This is a genomic window from Alteromonas sp. MTD1 (genome assembly GCF_042848195.1).
Classification (GTDB): domain Bacteria; phylum Pseudomonadota; class Gammaproteobacteria; order Enterobacterales; family Alteromonadaceae; genus Alteromonas.
The window spans coordinates 166,878-186,174 of record NZ_BTGG01000004.1; the positions used below are offsets into that span (position 1 = coordinate 166,878).

The 19,297-nt window shown below is 44.2% G+C and carries 18 protein-coding genes; 14 read left to right on the top strand and 4 right to left on the bottom strand.

Going from position 1 to position 19,297, the window contains the following annotated elements:
* Positions 1–9: 9 nt before the first annotated feature.
* Positions 10–1,776: a diguanylate cyclase gene (locus tag ACGHAV_RS06800; RefSeq protein WP_390378203.1), complete on the top strand. Its 1,767-nt coding sequence runs from the start codon at positions 10–12 to the stop codon at positions 1,774–1,776.
* A gap of 24 nt (positions 1,777–1,800) precedes the next feature.
* Here ACGHAV_RS06800 and pheA read toward each other — a convergent pair whose 3' ends face one another.
* The 3 genes from pheA to yciH all read right to left on the bottom strand — a co-directional run bounded on the left by pheA (position 1,801) and on the right by yciH (position 4,622).
* Entirely contained in the window at positions 1,801–2,982 is a 1,182-nt protein-coding gene (gene pheA / locus ACGHAV_RS06805) for a prephenate dehydratase (protein WP_390378206.1), read from the bottom strand.
* Positions 2,983–3,439: 457 nt separating this feature from the next.
* Positions 3,440–4,240 (bottom strand): response regulator, encoded by an 801-nt coding sequence (locus tag ACGHAV_RS06810; RefSeq protein WP_390378209.1) that lies wholly within the window; start codon positions 4,238–4,240, stop codon positions 3,440–3,442.
* 49 nt (positions 4,241–4,289) lie between these two features.
* The gene (yciH, locus tag ACGHAV_RS06815) at positions 4,290–4,622 is read right to left on the bottom strand and encodes a stress response translation initiation inhibitor YciH (protein WP_334013067.1); all 333 of its coding nucleotides are present in this window, start codon (positions 4,620–4,622) and stop codon (positions 4,290–4,292) included.
* Between the two features lie 188 nt (positions 4,623–4,810).
* Between yciH and ACGHAV_RS06820 the strand changes: the two genes are divergently transcribed.
* The 8 genes from ACGHAV_RS06820 to ACGHAV_RS06855 all read left to right on the top strand — a co-directional run bounded on the left by ACGHAV_RS06820 (position 4,811) and on the right by ACGHAV_RS06855 (position 13,563).
* Positions 4,811–5,116, top strand: coding sequence for an STAS domain-containing protein (locus tag ACGHAV_RS06820; RefSeq protein ID WP_390378212.1), 306 nt, complete (start codon positions 4,811–4,813; stop codon positions 5,114–5,116).
* Positions 5,117–5,135: 19 nt separating this feature from the next.
* The gene (locus tag ACGHAV_RS06825; RefSeq protein WP_390378215.1) at positions 5,136–6,809 is read left to right on the top strand and encodes a SpoIIE family protein phosphatase; all 1,674 of its coding nucleotides are present in this window, start codon (positions 5,136–5,138) and stop codon (positions 6,807–6,809) included.
* An 84-nt stretch (positions 6,810–6,893) separates the two neighbouring features.
* Positions 6,894–7,331 (top strand): TerB family tellurite resistance protein, encoded by a 438-nt coding sequence (locus ACGHAV_RS06830; protein WP_390378218.1) that lies wholly within the window; start codon positions 6,894–6,896, stop codon positions 7,329–7,331.
* Between the two features lie 166 nt (positions 7,332–7,497).
* A complete protein-coding gene (locus tag ACGHAV_RS06835) occupies positions 7,498–9,570 on the top strand; it encodes an EAL domain-containing protein (protein ID WP_390378221.1) in 2,073 nt (690 codons plus the stop codon).
* Positions 9,571–9,869: 299 nt separating this feature from the next.
* Entirely contained in the window at positions 9,870–10,151 is a 282-nt protein-coding gene (locus tag ACGHAV_RS06840) for a calcium-binding protein (protein ID WP_390378224.1), read from the top strand.
* A gap of 78 nt (positions 10,152–10,229) precedes the next feature.
* Positions 10,230–11,627 (top strand): sensor histidine kinase, encoded by a 1,398-nt coding sequence (locus ACGHAV_RS06845; protein WP_390378636.1) that lies wholly within the window; start codon positions 10,230–10,232, stop codon positions 11,625–11,627.
* A gap of 62 nt (positions 11,628–11,689) precedes the next feature.
* Entirely contained in the window at positions 11,690–12,217 is a 528-nt protein-coding gene (locus ACGHAV_RS06850) for a hypothetical protein (protein WP_390378227.1), read from the top strand.
* Positions 12,214–13,563 carry a sigma 54-interacting transcriptional regulator gene (locus ACGHAV_RS06855; RefSeq protein WP_390378230.1) on the top strand — a complete coding sequence of 450 codons (1,350 nt, stop codon included), beginning with the start codon at positions 12,214–12,216 and terminating at the stop codon, positions 13,561–13,563. The genes ACGHAV_RS06850 and ACGHAV_RS06855 overlap by 4 nt, the downstream gene beginning before the upstream one ends.
* Positions 13,564–13,697: 134 nt before the next feature.
* Here ACGHAV_RS06855 and ACGHAV_RS06860 read toward each other — a convergent pair whose 3' ends face one another.
* A complete protein-coding gene (locus tag ACGHAV_RS06860) occupies positions 13,698–14,579 on the bottom strand; it encodes a DUF72 domain-containing protein (protein WP_390378233.1) in 882 nt (293 codons plus the stop codon).
* Between the two features lie 201 nt (positions 14,580–14,780).
* Here ACGHAV_RS06860 and aspS point away from each other — a divergent pair, with 201 nt between their 5' ends.
* The 5 genes from aspS (at position 14,781) to ruvB (ending at position 19,233) form a co-directional block, all read left to right on the top strand.
* Positions 14,781–16,541, top strand: coding sequence for an aspartate--tRNA ligase (gene aspS, locus ACGHAV_RS06865; RefSeq protein ID WP_390378235.1), 1,761 nt, complete (start codon positions 14,781–14,783; stop codon positions 16,539–16,541).
* A gap of 3 nt (positions 16,542–16,544) precedes the next feature.
* Positions 16,545–16,985: a dihydroneopterin triphosphate diphosphatase gene (gene nudB / locus ACGHAV_RS06870; protein ID WP_390378238.1), complete on the top strand. Its 441-nt coding sequence runs from the start codon at positions 16,545–16,547 to the stop codon at positions 16,983–16,985.
* On the top strand, positions 16,985–17,503 hold the full coding sequence (gene ruvC, locus ACGHAV_RS06875) for a crossover junction endodeoxyribonuclease RuvC (protein ID WP_334013082.1): 519 nt from the start codon (positions 16,985–16,987) through the stop codon (positions 17,501–17,503). The genes nudB and ruvC overlap by 1 nt, the downstream gene beginning before the upstream one ends.
* 36 nt (positions 17,504–17,539) lie before the next feature.
* Positions 17,540–18,160, top strand: a complete 621-nt coding sequence (gene ruvA, locus ACGHAV_RS06880) for a Holliday junction branch migration protein RuvA (protein WP_390378242.1) — start codon at positions 17,540–17,542, stop codon at positions 18,158–18,160.
* Positions 18,161–18,228: 68 nt separating this feature from the next.
* The gene (gene ruvB, locus ACGHAV_RS06885) at positions 18,229–19,233 is read left to right on the top strand and encodes a Holliday junction branch migration DNA helicase RuvB (protein WP_390378245.1); all 1,005 of its coding nucleotides are present in this window, start codon (positions 18,229–18,231) and stop codon (positions 19,231–19,233) included.
* Positions 19,234–19,297 lie beyond the last annotated feature (64 nt).

Sequence of the window (19,297 nt, forward strand, 5' to 3'; positions counted from 1 at the left end):
AACGTACTAATGTTGAAACAGTTTTTAATAGGGGCATTAATTAGCCCCTTTTTCGTACTAGCAGTAATGGCTGATGAGTTTGACGACAAGCTTAAAGTGGCTGACGAACTAAGAAGCCAAAACGTCAATGCGTTTCGAGACGCGTTAGATGCGCTGTCGCCTGACGCTAGCAAATTTTCACCAGAGCAAACCCAGTACTTCAATTACTTAAACGCTTATAGTCTGTCTTACGCGGGTAAATTACTAGATGCTATCCCCCTATATGAAGGGGTGTTTGCAAGTTCGTTAGACTATTCGCTCAAACTTAGGGCAAAGAACTCTATTCTTAATAACTACGCTTTAGTGAGAGACTTTCCCAAAGCGCTTCAGCAAATTCCGGATATGGTGCCTTTGCTATCCCGTGCTAACGAGACGGATAAAAACCTCGCCATTCTCACCATCGCGCTTTTTTACAATCAGTTGGAAGATTTTGAACAAAGCTTGGTTTACACAAACCGTGTAGTAAATAGCAACCTTTCTTCACGTAACCGCTGCATGGCTCACAACTTAAGAAGTGAGTCATTACATTACACCGGAAGGTTAGATCTTGAAACGCTACAAACTGCCATTGATATTTGTACCGACAGTAAAGAGCCAATACCGCTAAATTTATCTAAGTTGTGGAAAGCACAGTTAATGCTTGGTGACTCGCAGCAAGCGGCGCAAGCGTTAGACGACCTAATTGCCATTCAGGCGGATGTAGAGGGTATTAACTACCCAAGGTTGACCGCTGAATACTATACAACGCTAGCGCAAGTGTATTTAGCAAACCGTTATTTTAATAATGCTCGCGACAGTGCGCTGAAAGGTGCGGAACTGGCAAAAGGCATGGGGCATTCTAGACCAATGAAGTCGGCCTACTATGTGCTTTTTGAAGCCGCGAAAGCCGAGGGTAATAGTAGCGAAGCATTGAATGCTTACATTCAATACGCGGAAGCAGATAAAGCCTATTTAGATGAACACAACATTAAACAGATGGCTATTCAGCAAGCGAAGTTCGATAGCTTAGAAAAAAATATAGAAATTCAGCTCCTCGACAAAGAGAACAGCTTACTTAAAGCGCAAGCCGATTTATCAAGCGAAGAAAAGCAGAACCATTTGCTATTAATTACGCTTTTAGCCTCAACCACTATTCTTGTTTTGATGTGGGGCATTATTAACCGCAAACTGCATATTGCGCTTCGAGAGAAAGCGCAAACCGATTCGTTAACTAAAATTTCAAACCGACATTACTTTACCGAGCTTGCGCTTAAAGCGTTAAAGCAGGCAAAGGACACAAACGAACCGTTAACCTTTGTAATTTTCGATCTCGACCACTTTAAATCAGTGAACGACACTTATGGTCATCCCGTGGGTGATTGGGTACTTAAAGCGGTTATCGACAGTGTTAAGCCGAATATTCGCAGAGAGGACATCCTTGGTCGCCTTGGTGGTGAAGAGTTTGGACTGTTGCTACCTGGCTGCCCAGAGAGAAGGGCGTTTGAAATTGCTAATGCAATGCGCAAAAAAATTAGCGAGATTAATACTGCCTCGAGTGGCCATGTATTTAATATCAGCGCGAGTTTCGGTATCGCATCTACACTTACTTCCAACCCGCAGTTTGCGTCGTTGTACGCGAATGCCGATGAAGCGCTTTACGAAAGTAAACGCAATGGCCGTAACAAAGTGAGTGTTTATCGGCGTGCTCCAGCAATAGCGGCAGTTGAAAGTAATGCTGCCGCTGTTCTGTCATTGTAAATAGCGGAGTGTGCAGTGCCTTACCTATGTTGTTAGGGCACTTGCCGCGGCAACTTTAGTAGGGCTAATTTCTTCGCTGGGGTAGCACCCAAGCACTTTCACATAACGGGTAATATTACGTAGTGCATCTAGCGCATTCTGCATAGGGCCATCTTCCACATTACCCTCAACATCTATGTAGAACATCTCTTCCCATTGGTTGCCCGGAATAGGGCGAGATTCAAGCTTGGTCATGTTGATATTGTTATCTTTCAATACTAACAACGCCTCAACTAAAGCCCCAGGTTTTTGAATAGTAGACATGACCAACGTAGTTTTTGCTGGTACTTGTAGAGGAACGACTACTGGTTTTCTAGCAACCACAATAAAGCGGCTGTGGTTCTCTTTTTGGTTCGCCAAGTTACTTTTTATGGCCATTAGCCCATAAAGGTTACCGCCCGCTTCACTACCAATAGCAGCTACGTCGTCGCGCTGTAGTTCACTTACCGTCAACATGGCGCTAGATGTGCTGTCCATCGTTTTCACCTCTACATTGCCAAGCTCGGCTAAGAAGTGACTGCACTGGGTGAACACTTGCGGGTGTGCGTACAGCGTTTTGATTTTATCAATACTGGTGTCGGTGCCCACCAGCAAAGTATGGCGAATAGGGTGGGTTAGCTCGCCTATAATACTTAATTGTGTATGCTGAAGTTGGTCGTAAACCTCATTAATGCTGCCAGACGTGGTGTTTTCGATTGGTAAAACAGCATAGTCGGCTTCAGCGTTTTCTACTTTATGAATAATTTCAGCAAAACTTTGGCAACCGATTTCCAAAAGCTCCCCCGGGCGACGAGAGAAATACTTTTGTGTTGCCAAATAAGAGTACGAACCCTTATCACCAAGAAATGCTACTCGGTTCAATGGAAGTGAGCTGCCAGGGTTAGCGCGCTCGGCTAACATTGCCTGCTGATTAAGCACCGAATCTTCAATGATGACGTGAAAAATTTGCGTAACGTAATGAGGATCAAGACCTATGCGTTGGCCTTCTTTTATCAAGCGCACTAACAGTTGTTCTTCACGCTTTTGATCTCTAACGGGAATATGGTGCTTAATTTTCGTCTCTGCAACTTCGTTAGTAAGCTGTCTGCGCTCCGAAAGTAAAGTAAGTAGTTCAGTGTCGAGCATTGTTATCCTCGCTCTTACCGTATCTAAGGCGTTGTCTGACATAATGTTCCCGTGTTCAAGCTTTATATAAGTAATAGTAAGTGTTGGCTATATTTGTGCATGTTCAAGTTAAAAAAAAACCTCCCTGGAGGGAGGTTTTTTCATGCATGCTACTGCGCCTCCCTAATTAAAGGACGTAAACGCAAAAAAGAAAATGGCTGCATGTGATGTAATTTTTTTCATACTTCGACTGTATGCGGAAGTTTGTAGTGTGTCAATCAATTTTTACATTGTTGGGTGGCTTTTTTAATGTCTGGGGGTTGCTAAGTTTTTAGAAATTAATTATGCGCATTCTGTGTGTAATAAAATGAGGCTTGAGTGCGAAGAAATCATGCTCGCGTGTCATTAAACAAAGCAAAAAAAAAGCGTGCATTCACACTGTGAAGCACGCGTTTATATAATTGATATCGTCGCTCATGTAGTAGCGGGTCAACGATACGCTCTTTCAACCTGAGAAACGTTAGTTTCCAAGTAGTGCCGACAGCATTTGTCGCACTTCATTTGGCTCGAAAGGCTTGTCGCATAGTGCGTTAACACCCGTTTGTTGAATGTTTGACATATGCGCGCTATCTGCCGATTCAGACGTTACCATTATAATAGGTATATGCGTTGTTTCTGGATTAAAGCGAATAAACTCAGAAAGCTCACGGCCATCCATTTCAGGCATGTTGTAATCCGTTACTACCAAATCAAAAGACTCTTCTTTAATAAACGTAAGCGCCATTGCACCATTTTCTGCTTCTTTGATACGTTTAAGCCCCATACCTTCCAGAACGCGTCGAATATGGTTTCTGGCAAGCTTACTGTCGTCAACAAGCAAAACGCGAACGTCGTGAACATCGAAAAGCTCAAGCTCCAGTTCGTCGTGGTTGATTAGATCAAGACTTGCGTTTAACGCTCGAGACAGGTGCAACGGCTCAAACGGCTTGGGAAGAATAGCCGCCACGCCTGCTTGCTTAAATTCCTCGAGCTTGCTCATGCGGTTTTCACTTGAAACCAACATAAACGGTATGGTTTTGAAATTCTCGTCTTCTTTGATGAATTTCAACAGCTCAAGTGCAGTACCATCTTCATAATACATGGCACTTACTATAAGGTCGGCGCCATGCGCTTTTACCGCAGAGCGAGCTTCAGCTAGGGTACTGACAGGGTCAATTTCCTTAACGTTCTCTTGAAGCAGTAGCGTGGTGATAATCTTCCTCTGTGTATCAGAAGGCTCCACCAGAATAATATGTAAATCAGAAATTGACAGCTTTTCCATTTCAGACTCTTTTTGTTATACGTTTGTGAAAAAGAGGTAGTTGACTTAATCAACCGCCGGCAAGTTTTACCTTGTAACCTTTCGCTTGTAGTAGGGTGCTTAGTTTCTCTCTATCGTCAGTTTGAACTTCAATCACGCCATCTTTAACGGCGCCACCACAACCACATTTTTTCTTTAGTTCAGATCCCAGCGTCTTCAACGCTGCAGCATCTAAGTCTAGTCCTTTAACTAACGAGACGCCTTTTCCTTTTCGTCCCTTCGTCTCTCTGTGTATTCGCACAACGCCATCACTGGACGTTGAACGTACTTCTTTCTTTGGTTCGGGCTTAACTTTGCCGCTTTCGGTACTGTAAACCAAAAGAGCGTCTTGCCAGTCTTGCATAGAATTTACCCCCAAAACTAAGTACCCAAAAACTCAGTACTTTATCACAAAGCAATTTTTACTCTTGTCACATTCAAAAGTTTAAGACGGCTTTTGTGACATTGCTATTATCTTCAACTAGTATAAAGAATAGCAAAATTAACAGCATCTGATGAAGCATTTAACGCGAGATTTTCCAAGGAGCGCATATGGATATAACGTCTAGCTATCGCAGCCAAGGCGAAATATTGGTTATTGACGTAGGCAATAAGTTCGATTTCAGTAAAGTAGAAGAATTTCGCAATGCCTACGCCGAGCTAAAAGAGGAAACAACACACATAACGGTCGAACTATCTAGAACCGAGTATATGGACAGTTCTGCACTGGGAATGCTACTAAACATGCAAAAATCGCTGAACGAGCGAAAGCTCTCATACAGTATTGAAAACGCAAGACCTCAGGTGGCAAAAATATTGAAAATTTCGCGGTTCGATAAAAAGTTTGAAATCAAGTAAATCACACTAGAGAAAGCTCTTGAAAATACTGATTGTTGATGACGAATTTATTAATCGTTCGCTGCTGTCTAATATGTTGTTCAACGCAGGCTATAAAGACTGCGTAGAAGCGAAAGACGGCGAAGAGGCGATGGAACTTTTCAAGCAGCATAAACCCGATTTAGTGCTGCTTGACGTGGTGATGCCAGGGTTATCTGGCTACGATGTTGCCCCACAAATTCGCGCATTAACCCATGGTCCTTATCTTCCCATCCTTTTTATTACGGCTTTGGAAGATAAGGACAGCTTAGTACAGTGTTTAGAAGTGGGGGGAAATGATTTCGTCACCAAACCCTTCGATAAACATATTCTTACCGCAAAAATCCGCGCGCATTTAAAGATACGTGCATTAAGTTTACATGTTGAACAGCAAAATCAAACGCTTCGACTGTTCAATCAGCGAGTAGCGCGGGAACACGCCATCGTCGAGCATATATTCAGTCACGCCATTGTTAACAGTAGTGACGTACTGTCTCATTTTGACTATTGTTTGAACCCTGCTGAAACATTCAATGGCGATTTATTTCTTTGTGAAGCAAGCCCAAGTGGTGGCATTTATTTTATTGTGGGCGACTTTACCGGTCATGGCTTGGCATCGGCTATTGGTGCGCTGCCAGTTACCCGGGCGTTTCAAGAACTTACTCAGCAAGGCGTATCAGTAAGTGAAATCGTTGCTGAACTAAACACTATTCTTTTGCAATTCCTGCCTAATGATATGTTTATGGCTGCTGTAGTGGGCGAGATAAACGCAAGAGGAAATAGAGTAAATGTTTGGCAAGGCGGAATGCCATCTATCTTTATTCCGTCAAGCAACAACACGTCTTTTCGCCAGCTCCCATCACGGCATATGGCATTAGGTATACTTGAAGACCACGAACTTAATACCGATTACGATTCAATTCAATTAGACGCTGGTGAACAGCTTATTATTTACAGTGACGGTTTAATAGAAAGGACTAACGCAAATAATGACATGCTGCTTGAGGAAGGTTTTGCAAATTTGGTCAAGTCGGAGCTACAAGAAACAGGGGGGGTATCAACATCGTCTTTAAAACAGCGTGTTGAAACCTTCGCAGCCAACGATGAGTTTGAAGATGACGTGACCTTAGTCATTTTTACGGCAAAGCCCATTACGTTGACGGAGCCCTCGAAAAGTGCAGTTGGTCTACCATCGGTTCATGAAGTGGCACTAGTTGCCGAGCACTTAAAACAACCTGATATACTGCAACGTGTTCTCCAGCTGGCAGGACAATGTGAGGGCGTTAAAGGCGTTCGCTCAATCATGTATACGGTACTTTCTGAATTATTTAATAATGCACTTGAGCATGGCATCTTAGCACTCGACTCTAAATTGAAATCGGAAGAGAACGGGTTTCATGCTTATTATGAAGCACGAGAAAAAAGTTTAAATGCGCTTGAGACCGGGCGTATTATTGTGCGTGTAGAATCGGTACCGCAAGAAAGTAAAGTGCTACTGAGTGTTGAAGACAGCGGAGAGGGTTTTAATTGGAAAAATGCATCTCTGGCTAACTCGGAAGCCTCTTACGGAAGAGGGATCCCGCTTTTGCATGCTTTATGTGAAAAAGTATGGTTTGACAAAGGGGGAAGCAAAATCACCTGTTTGCTCAATACTGACTACGCCGGTTTTGCTTAACGCTTGTGAGTGTTGAATAAACGTATTTTGCTTGTCAACAGTACAACATATAACAAGACTCTTTCATTTTAACGGTAGTTCATAGTGCTTAAATCATTTCTTAATCTCTTTGAAACGAAGACAGCGTCTTCTCCTTCTTACACCCTAGAGTTAGCGACAGCAGCTTTACTCAGTGAAATAGTAAGCGCTGACAATGAAGTGACTGACGAAGAACGAGACGAATACAAGAAACAGCTCCAAAAGCACGTAAAGCTCGATGAAGAAGCTATGTCGTTGTTGTTAAGGAAGGGCCAGGATACAGCAGAAGACGCTGTTGACCTTGTTCAGTTTACACAAGTTGTTAATCAGCACTGTAGTGCACAAGAACGCAACGATATTATTAGAAGCTTATGGGCAATTGCCTATGCTGACAAAAGCTTGGCACCGTTAGAAGAAAGCACTATTCGTCAAATCGCCGAATTGCTTTATGTGCCACACAGTCAGTTCATTAAAGCAAAACTTGCAGTGGTTGAGGGAAACTAAGCGTTTTATTCATTTAATAACCAAAACACTATGACTAAATTTTATTTTAGTTTTTGCTAACAGTATCTTACTATTGGGCACCTCATTGGCAGTAAACAAAGCTAGTGTATCTAATAAATTAGTTTGTTTGGCTTTGTATTGAGTAGCAATAGTTAAAGGTGTACGTGTGTTTAAAACGTTAAAAGTACCAATTGGTGTGGTTATCGCGCTGTCTATGTCGGTGCTTGCTATTTCGGTAGCAGTAGTTACAAAAGTTGAACACAATAACGCCATTGAAGACATTCTTTTAAAGAACACTTCAGCATTAAGCGACGAACTTGCCCGTCAACTTGCGGTGGTGATGGAGCAAAGCCCAGGCAATAAAACACTCCATAACAAGGTGTTTCAGTCTTTAAGAGGCAACCCCAATATATTATCGGCTACTTTTTACGATAATAACTATCGCGCCCTGTCTTCTGTTGAGCAAGCGAATATCAATCCTGAAGTACTCTCCGATATACCAAGTAAGCCGCAAAGCGTTCCATTTGGCGTAACACATTACGGCAATGCTATGGTAGCGCACCAATTGATTGGGAGTAGCCTGTATCCGCTGGGCCACGTAGTTATTTACGTTGATGTAGACGGTGCATTAACGCAAGGTTCAAAGAAAACCCTGCTCAATCAAGTGCCTGTAATTATTGTGGTTTGGATATTGTGCGTCGCTATCTGCATGCTTTGTATTCACCTTTTAATTACACCACTAACAACGCTAAAAAAATTCACACAAAGTGTTTTCGAATCAAAAGATTATTCGTTAAGAAGTTCAATCGTTTCAGGTAACGAAATAGGTCGCTTGTCAAACAACATCAACAGTTTGCTCGATACTATTGAAGTAGAGCTGCTGATAAACTTTGAGCAGAAGCAAACGCTGGTTGATCAACAAGAAACCATGGCGCGGCTTGCTAATTTTGACAGTTTGACTGGCTTACCAAATAGACAGTTTGTATTAGATAATTTGCGCTTGGAGTTGGCAAGAGCAAAGCGTAATGATGAAGACATTATGCTGCTGTTTTTTGACCTAGACGGGTTCAAAGGTATCAACGATTCGTTAGGGCACGAAACGGGCGATTTGATTTTAATCGAAGTGGCAGACCGCGTGCAGCAATTGCTAAGAGATGGTGACTTATTTGCCCGTTTGGGTGGCGACGAGTTCCTAGTGCTTCCCGATAGGGATGTATCGACAGCGGCAGCAGAAAGCCTTGCTACACGTCTTATTACTGCGTTTGATGAGCCTTTTGAATTACGTGGTTTGTCATTAACCGTTGGCCTTAGTGTGGGCATAGCAAATGCTACTGATGCAAACTATGACTTAAGCGAGTTAATGAGTAATGCTGACCTTGCTATGTATCGTTCAAAGGCGAGAGGGCGAGGTAGTTTCACCTTATTTACACCGGACATGGTGGAATCACACAAACGTAAGTTACACCTTGCCAATGGTATTGAAAGCGGCATAAATAACGATGAATTTGTGGTTCATTACCAAGTTAAAGTCAATAACAACGGGTACATAATTGGGGCTGAAGCACTTATTCGCTGGCAACACCCTGAATTTGGATTAGTTATGCCCAACGAGTTTATCCCGATTGCAGAGCAGGGCGGAAAAATTACCGCTATTACACAATGGGTAATACAGCGTGTTTGCTTAGATATTCCAACTATCAAGCACTGGGCATCATCAAGCACTTTTAGAGTGTCGATTAACTTATCTGGTCACGACCTTCGTAATGCTCATCTGTTCGACTTTATTTACAATACTTTTAGCGTAAACGGTATTAACCCCGAAAATATAGAGTTTGAAGTGACCGAAAGTGCTTACCTCGAAAACTTCGCTTTATCTAACAAATTCTTTAGACGTATTGGTAATATGGGGTGTGCTATTGCGCTGGACGACTTTGGCACTGGTTACTCTTCACTAAGCTATCTAACGCAAATTAATATAGACACCCTAAAAGTTGACCGTCAGTTTGTTACTGAAATACAAACCTCTGAAAGAAGTCGTCTTGTAACGGGGGCTATTATTGACTTGGCAAAACGATTATCGCTTTCGGTGTGTGCAGAAGGTATCGAAAACCTCGAACAATGGGATTACTTGAAACTTCATGGTTGCGATAGTGTACAAGGTTTTATGTTCAGTAAGCCCATTCCTTTAGACCAGCTTCTAGCCTTAAAGGCGCAATACAGTGTTGAAGAATTCTCTTAAAAGAAAGTGTTGCAAATAACTGTCACTTTTTTGCCACACACTCTTTGTGCTCTTGTGTGTATACAATCCAATTTTTGAATCAAATCATTGAAATAAAAAGCTAATGTAGTTTTGGTCTGAAACTCGCATAGGCTATTCACAACAATATCTTTTGATGTAATTTGCAAACTTACAGTAGTGGTTAATTGATGACTAGTGATACTATCTAGGCACTTTTCAAAACGAATACCGTTTAAATAAATGCATGTTTTGAAGAGCCTAGTAAGAAGGATTTTAACGAGCATTTTTGCGGAGGATTCATGATGAAACGACTCGAAAAAGTATTCTTAGCTGCGTGCACAGTAGCGGCAATGCAAACTGTGCTAATGGCAGACGTTCAGGCGTCGCCGGCGCGCTCTCTTATGGAACAGTTAGACACGGATAAAGACGGTCTTATTTCGCTTAAAGAAGCTGTTCGCCACACTGGTTTGCTGCGTAACTTCGGCTTGATTGACGACAACGAAGACGGAAAGCTTTCTGAAGCTGAGTTAACCAAAAGTCAATTAACACCGGGCAACAAAAAGGAAATAGCCATTAACTAGATCGTGTTTTTTTAGTTAGTTTGGCGATGGTTTTTTAAGGGGAAGGTTCTGATTAATAAGTTTTCATTGGGTGAACGCCTGATGCAGGTGGGCTCGCTTCGGCAGTTAACCTTAGGTAGTTTTGTTCTAGCCCTTATTCCTCTTATTGCCTTGCTATGGCAAAGCCAAAGCGATTTAGCCAAGGTAGGCCAAATGACAACGCTTGAAACCCGCTTTGTGGTAGATGTAGTGGGTGACATGCAGCGTTTAGACAATGCGGTAACAGACGTTGAGCGAAGTGTCAGACAATTTGCTGTTTTGAGAAACGAGCAGGTGGCTACACTGTCTGATAACGCGCTAGAACAATTTGCCGTGGCTGCCGATAATTTGTGCCAAACGTTGTCGGCGTCACCAACGTGCGAAAGACTATCTGAACAACTAAACCAACTTGCTGATTATCGAACCATTGAAGATCAGTTGCTGTTAAACGCTTATCTTGCTTCTGTGAGTAACAGTGTAGAACAATTGCGAGACGACGTTGAAGGCGCAATTAACCAGCGTGTACAACTGCAGCAAGATGACTTGAATGCCATGCAGGCAAAACAGGCGTGGTCTACCGCAATGCTGGTAAGTGTGTCGCTTTTGCTTATTTTGCTTGGCAGTCAGCTTATTGTTAACCCTGTAAATAACCTCAAAAAAATCATTCGCATTGTTGCGCATAGTGGTGGAGAACTACCGCCATTATCACGCCAAGCACCGAAAGAGCTTATTGATGTAGAAAAAGATCTGCATTGGCTTTACGACAGGCTTCAGCAGTTAGAACACATACGCACAGCGTTGCTACGTCATGCCGCGCACGAGTTAAAAACCCCGCTAGCCAGTATTAAAGAAGGCTGTAGCCTGCTTTCAGAGAACGTAGTGGGTGAATTAAATAACGGCCAGCGGGAAGTGTTATCACTATTAACCGCCAGTACTCACCGATTAAACACATTAGTTGAAAAACTGCTCGATTATAATTTGCTGTTACAACAGGCACAGCCCAAATTAGTGTCGAGCTCTCCTAAACAACTTGTCGATGCTTGCCTTGAGGACTACGCACTTGCCATTCAAAACCGAGATGTGGAAGTAAGCATTGCGCCCGAGAGAGCAATATTAGATGAAGAGTTATTTCGCCGAATACTCGATAATTTGGTATCAAATGCGGTAGCGCACGGTGCCGTTGGCAGACCAATTGATATTAAAATATACCTCAACGCTGATAAACTGGTGTTAGACGTTGCCAATCGCGGGAAACGCATTGCGCCAGAATCTGTTGCAACCCTATTTGAACCATTTATTCGAGGTACAGAGCCCCGAAACGACAATGTAATTGGAACGGGCTTAGGGCTATCTATTGTAGCCGACTGCGCAAGACTAATGCACGGTGAGGTACATGTGGTCGATGTTGATTATGCAGACGTATGTTTCAGGGTAACCATTCCACAGCAGGAACAATAAAAAAGATGAGATTAAGTGGATTAATTGTGATGTTACTCATGCTGACAGGGTGTCAGAGTTTGTTGAGTAAAACAAAAAGCAGTGAGCCCACGCCAAATGAAGCGGCAAGGGCCATATTAGATGAAGATATATGTCTTTTTGAACACGCCCCAAAAGACTTCGAACACAATTGCGATATGCGGTTTTGGATAAATGAGTGGGTAGTTGCAAGCGCAACGTCATGGAGCGAGCGTAAAGCCACTATTAAGGAAATGGGAAACTCTCAGTACGATATTGTGCGTGCTTATGTTCTTACATTGCCAAACGATACGCCTTACCAAGATAGGCTTCGTGCTCAGCTTGCTTTAGATACTCTTTCTGAAAAGTTCACAGCATCAGCCAAAGAAGTAATTAACGTGGTAGCAGCAGAACAAAACAATCAGCTTATGCAATTAGAGTCTGCGCTTGTTGTACTGGAAAAGGAAAATACGCAACGGGGCGAAGCATTACAACAATTACGTGATGACGCGGTGAGCTTACGCAAAAAATTAGAAGAATTGCTGCAAATAGAAGCGGCATTGATGGATAAAAACAGGAGTACTCAACAGTGAGCGAAAAGGAAAGTAGTAACCCTAACTTATTGTTGGTCGATGACGATAAAAGCCTGCTTAGGTTGCTGACCATTCGACTTGAAGGCGAAGGATACAACGTAACGGCAGTAGAAGATGGCAATGCAGCATTACGAAAGCTGCAAAACGAAAACTACGATGTAGTGCTTAGCGACTTGCGTATGCCAGGTTTAGACGGGTTAAGCCTGTTTGAAGAAATTATGGGCATTCGAAAAGACATACCCGTTATCTTAATGACGGCTCACGGCACTATTTCCGATGCAGTGGCTGCAACTCAGCGCGGCGTTTTTGGTTTTTTACCAAAGCCTGTCGATCATGATGAATTGCGCACGTTGCTGCAAAAAGCACTAAGCCAGTCGCAAGCGGCTAAACCAGGAGATTGGGCGAAAGACATTATTACCCGTTCCCCTGAAATGCTGAACGTGCTTGATCAGGCTTTTCGTATAGCGCAACGCGAAGTTTCGGTACTCATTAGCGGCGCGAGTGGAACAGGTAAAGAGCTACTCGCGAACGCCATTCACAATGCAAGTAATCGCGGCGACAAACCTTTTGTGGCAATCAACTGCGGTGCGCTACCAGAAAACCTTCTAGAATCAGAGCTGTTTGGTCACGCCAAAGGTGCATTCACGGGGGCTGTTGCAGCCCACCCTGGTCTATTCAGAGAAGCCGATGGTGGTACACTGTTTTTAGATGAAATTGGCGATATGCCAATGACGCTACAGGTAAAGCTATTGCGAGCTTTGCAAGAGCGCCAAATTCGTCCTGTGGGCAGCAGTAAACACGTTGATATTGATGTGCGCATTATCTCAGCAACGCACAAAGACCTACATAAAGAGATGGAAGACGGTACATTCCGTGAAGATTTGTATTACCGCTTAAACGTGGTGAACTTGAAGCTACCGTCGCTTAAAGCCCGAAGCGAGGATATTCCGTTGCTTGCTCGCTCTTTGTTACAACAAAGTGCACAGCGTCATGGCGTCAATGTAAGCCAGTTCTCTGATGATGCTATGCAGCAGTTAGTCACCTCATCTTGGCCCGGTAACGTTCGCCAACTCGTAAACGTAGTAGAGCAGTGCGTAGCACTAACACAAACACCGGTTATCCCGCTTCATTTGGTAGAGCAAGCACTTTCTGCCACAAGACAAAGCTGGCCAACGCTTACTGAAGCGCGTGATGCATTTGAACAACAGTATCTGCATAAGCTTCTTAAAATGACAGATGGAAATGTGACCCGTGCTGCTGAACTGGCTGGGCGAAACAGAACAGATATGCACAAGCTAATGAAAAAGCATGAGCTTGATGCATCTGATTTTCGACAAGGTGCCTGATAATAACTCGCATTTTCCGATGCTGTTAAGGCTATATAATCCATAGAAAAGCGCACGCATGATTAGGTGAACGCCTGAACGCCTGAACGCCTGAACGCCTGAACGCCTGAACGCCTGAACGCGTGCGTTTGTCGCTAAAATAGGCTGTCTTGCTCTGGTTGAGCTTTAAGTGCAAGGTCTGGTAGCTGTGCAGCTGGACTGGTAGCGTTATACAAATCAATAAACTGCTGAGCCAGCCATGGTGCGTCTTTGTTGTCTGGGCGATGACAAAAGAAATAGACATCTTTTCCTTCCCGTTGCCACTGCTGCACTTTATTCACCCATGGGCGCAAGCAGGCCTCGTTGTCTGCATCTTCATCATTACCTACAAAACGCACTATAGGCGTCTTGCCAGTCGCAATTACATTAACGGGTACTCTGGGCTTTTTTCCTCTTACTTCAGACAGAATGTCAGAGTTGCAGGGGCCTGTGAACAGCGCTCTTGTATCCATAATAATGCGATTGCAGTTATGGCGCATAAGAACCTGATTTAAGGCTTTCTCTTCTGCGCCCTTAGCGAAGAATGCCAAATGACGGACTTCTACGGCAATGTTCAAATCACTCGGTAATGCGGCTATAAATTGTTCCAATAATGGTAGCTTGTCAGGGCCAAAAGATGCGGGTAACTGCAGCATCACCACGCCTAATTTTTCGCGCATAGGCTGTAAAAGCGATAGCTGCTGTGCAACTTCGTCCTCACAATGCTGTAGTTGATGTACATGACTAATATTTTGGTGAAGCTTAAATGTGAACCGGAAGTTGTCAGGTACTGACTCACACCAACGTGTTACAGCGTCTTGGTGGGGAAGTGAGTAAAACGTCGTGTTTCCCTCTACGGTATTACACTCTTTGGCATATAGCGATAATGCATTATCAGACTTAGGCGAGTTTGCAAACCATGTGCTTGGCCAGTGGCTGTGCTGCCACATTGGCAGACCAATGTAGATATTTCCTTGTGATATGGCTGATTTGTGCATATTTGTCATTGGGCTTTATCAAGCATTTGTTTATACTATGCGGCCTTTAAATCATTACATTATGCATGTAGTGTGCGGGCCAACGAATTGGCCAGCAAGTTTACGCGATTTTATGGCAGTGCTTAAGCCCTAAAACACACGATAAACAACGCGCCATTTCACTGCATGAGAAGCAAGAAAATATATCAGGGGTCAAGGACCATGCGCACAGATTACTGTGGGAATATCGATTCATCATACATTGGACAAGAAGTTACCCTTTGCGGGTGGGTAAATAAGCGTCGCGACTTAGGCGGTGTAATCTTCATCGACTTACGTGACCGCGAAGGTATCGTACAAGTGGTGTTCGACCCAGACTTACCTGAGGTTTTATCGGTAGCAAACACACTGCGCAGCGAGTTCTGCGTAAAGCTAACGGGTAAAGTACGTGCGCGTCCAGAAGGTCAAGTAAATAAAGACATGCGTACCGGAGAGATTGAAATCTTGGGTACAGGGCTTGAAGTAATTAATAAGTCAGATGTTTTACCGTTAGATTGGAATCAAGAAAACTCAGAAGAGCAGCGTCTTCGCTATCGTTATTTGGACCTTCGTCGTCCACTAATGAGCCAGCGTTTGCAGTTCCGTGCAAAAGTGACTGGTGCAGTGCGTCGCTTCTTAGAAGAAGAAGGTTTCCTTGATATTGAAACACCAATTCTTACCAAGGCAACGCCAGAAGGCGCGCGTGATTATCTAGTGCCAAGTCGTACGCACAAAGGCGAGTTTTTCGCGTTACCACAATCGCCACAGCTATTTAAGCAGCTGCTAATGATGTCGGGCATGGACCGTTATTATCAAATCGTTAAGTGCTTCCGTGATGAAGACTTACGTGCTGATCGCCAGCCAGAATTCACGCAAATTGATATCGAGACTACGTTCTTAGATGCAGACGGCGTGATGTCTATTACCGAGCGCATGATCCGCGACTTGTTCAACAAAATGCTTAATGTTGACCTTGGCGACTTCCCGCGAATGACTTACGCGGAGGCGATGAAGCGTTTTGGTAGTGATAAGCCAGACTTACGCAACCCATTAGAGTTAACAGACGTAGCAGACTTACTAGCCGATGTAGACTTTAAAGTATTCAGCGGCCCTGCAAACGATCCGAAAGGTCGCGTTGCGGCTATTCGTGTGCCAGGCGGTGCGTCACTGTCGCGTAAGCAAATTGATGAGTACACCAAATTTGTAGGCATTTACGGTGCTAAAGGCCTAGCATGGATTAAAGTGAACGACGCGCAAGCAGGTCTTGAAGGTCTACAGTCGCCAATTCTTAAATTCCTAACAGAAGATATCACTAACGCTATGCTTGAGCGCACTGGCGCACAAAGCGGTGACATTTTACTGTTTGGCGCAGACAGCTACACAGTAGTGACTGAAGCAATGGGTGCGCTTCGTCTTAAATTAGGCGAAGACTTTGAACTGCTTGAAGGCGAGTGGAAGCCACTTTGGGTAGTTGACTTCCCAATGTTTGAAGAGTTTGACGGACAGCTTCACGCTATTCACCACCCGTTCACGGCGCCACGCGGTCTAACGCCAGAAGAGCTAAAAGCGAACCCAGCTGAAGCCTTATCTGACGCTTACGACATGGTACTGAACGGTGTTGAGTTAGGTGGTGGCTCTGTACGTATTCACAACGAAGACATGCAGGCGACTGTGTTCAACATTCTTGGTATTGACGATGAAGAAGCGAAGAATAAATTCGGCTTCTTGCTTGATGCACTGCGCTTTGGTGCGCCACCGCATGCAGGTCTTGCATTTGGTCTAGATCGCTTAGTAATGCTAATGACTGGCGCAACGTCTATTCGTGATGTAATGGCATTCCCGAAAACAACAACGGCGGCGTGCCCGTTAACGTCTGCACCTAGCCCTGCAAATCCACAGCAGCTTGAAGAGCTTGCAATTGCAACGGTGAAAAAGCAATCGTAATTTATGGCATATAAGAAGCCTGAATCTGCACTGGTAGTGTTGTATGACCAACACTACCGAGTGCTATTGCTACAGCGACAAGACGACCCTACTTTTTGGCAGTCTGTCACTGGCGCGCTCGAAGACGGAGAGCGTCCTATCGAGACTGCTTACCGAGAAGTAAGCGAAGAAGTAGGAATAGACGCTAAGGCCCATGGTTTTGTGATCAACGATCACAATAAGCAAAACCAATATGTTATTCGTAGCCGTTGGCTGCATCGTTATCCTCCCGGCACTGTTCACAATACAGAGCATGTATTTTCTCTACAAATAAACAGCAATTTACCCATTACGCTTACTGAGCATTTACAATACGAGTGGGTGTCGAAAGACGAAGCGCTTACGCGTTTGTGGTCTCCATCAAATAAAGAAGCGGTATCTTTGTTTGTACCGAGTGTGCCTTAATGGTTATACTGGGTATAGATCCAGGTTCTAGGATTACAGGCTACGGTTTAATTGAACGTAAGCAAGGTAAGTTAGTGTACGTGGCCAGTGGCTGTATTCGCGTAGGTACGACCGATTTACCATCGCGTCTTGCCAATATTTTTACTGGCATTGGCGATATTATTCGCCAATACAAGCCTCAGCAATTTGCGATAGAGCAAGTCTTTATGGCAAAGAACCCTGACTCAGCATTAAAGTTGGGTCAGGCAAGAGGCGCTGCTATTGTAGCGGCTACGCAAGCGCAGCTTCCTGTTGCTGAATATAGCGCCAGGCAAATCAAGCAGTCGGTGGTAGGAAAAGGGAGTGCAGATAAAACGCAAGTTCAGCATATGGTTAAACACCTTTTGAACTTAAGCGGCACGCCACAAGCCGACGCAGCCGATGCGTTAGCCGTTGCCTTGTGTCATGCACACACCGAACAGAGCCTGATTAATATGGCAGGGCAAGCGCGCAAAACGGTACGAGGCCGCCTGCGATAAAACTGCCTGTAGCTCACGCTTTTACAGAGATTTTTCATGATTGGACGAATTCGCGGTACGTTGGCTGAAAAGCAGCCACCAGAAATTCTTGTAGATGTAGCCGGTGTTGGTTACGAAATTCATATGCCCATGACAAGCTTTTACCAACTTCCTGCTGTAGGCGAAGAAGTGGTGGTATATACGCATTTTGTTGTTCGTGAAGACGCGCAGCTACTATTTGGTTTTGCCGACAAAATGGAACGAGGTTTATTCCGCGAGCTAATTAAAGCCAATGGTGTTGGCCCTAAACTTGGCTTGGCCATTTTATCAGGTATGTCAGCAGGGCAGTTTTTGGCAAGTGTACAAAACGAAGATGTATCAGCACTGGTAAGTTTACCTGGTATTGGAAAGAAAACTGCAGAACGCTTAGTGGTAGAGCTTAAAGACAGATTGGCAAAATTTGGAAAAGCACAAAGTGTTGTTGTTCCGCCACCTAGCGGTGACTTATTGTCGAAAAATACCATTGTTGAAGTGAACGATGCGCGTGAGGAAGCGCAAAGTGCACTGATAGCGCTAGGTTACAAGCCAGCACAGGCCAGTAAGCTGGTTGATAGTGTTTACAATGAGGGAATGGAAAGTGAAGCCCTTATTCGTGAAGCGTTAAAAGCGGCCATTTAAAAGTGCCTTGTGAAGGTATTGCACTTATTAGTCAGTGCGTTCACGTTATTGTTTAAAGTAGAACTATCATGATTGAAGCCGACAGACTCATTACGCCCGACGCAAGCACCGAAGACGAGGTGATTGATCGCGCCATACGCCCCAAAATGCTGGAAGACTATACCGGTCAGCCACATGTTTGCGAGCAAATGGAGATTTTTATTCAAGCGGCGCGCAATCGCGACGATGCTTTAGATCATTTACTTATTTTTGGTCCTCCGGGGCTAGGTAAAACCACGTTGGCTAACATTGTTGCTAACGAGATGGGCGTAAATATTAAAACCACGTCTGGCCCTGTATTAGAAAAAGCGGGTGACTTAGCAGCACTTCTCACCAATTTAGAACGCAACGATGTGTTGTTCATTGATGAAATACACCGTCTAAGTCCAGTGGTTGAAGAAATCCTTTACCCTGCCATGGAAGACTATCAGCTTGATATTATGATTGGAGAGGGGCCTGCAGCGCGTTCAATAAAGTTAGACCTTCCTCCGTTTACATTAGTTGGCGCTACAACGCGTGCTGGCTCACTAACCTCACCATTACGAGATCGCTTCGGCATAGTACAGCGTCTTGAGTTCTATAACGTTAAAGACCTCACAAGTATTGTGGCAAGAAGCGCGAGCTTCTTAAACTTGGATATGAGCGAAGAGGGCGCCCAAGAAGTTGCTCGTCGTTCTAGAGGCACACCACGAATAGCTAACCGCTTATTGCGCAGAGTACGTGACTACGCAGAAATTAAAGCCGACGGTACAGTGGGGGCAGATGTAGCGGCAAAAGCGCTTGATATGCTTGATGTAGACAAAGAAGGTTTTGACTACATGGACCGCAAGCTGCTGACGGCTATTATTGAAAAATTTGATGGCGGGCCGGTTGGTTTAGACAATCTTGCTGCTGCTATTGGAGAAGAGAAAGAAACCATAGAGGATGTGATTGAGCCGTTTCTAATTCAACAGGGCTTTTTACAGCGTACTCCTCGCGGGCGTATCGTGTCGCAGCGCGCCTATCTTCATTTCGGCTTTACACCATCAGACTAACGCTGTTTTAAACACGTCAGAGATATTCATATTCAGCGGCATGGCAGTGTTGTGGCATGCCCTT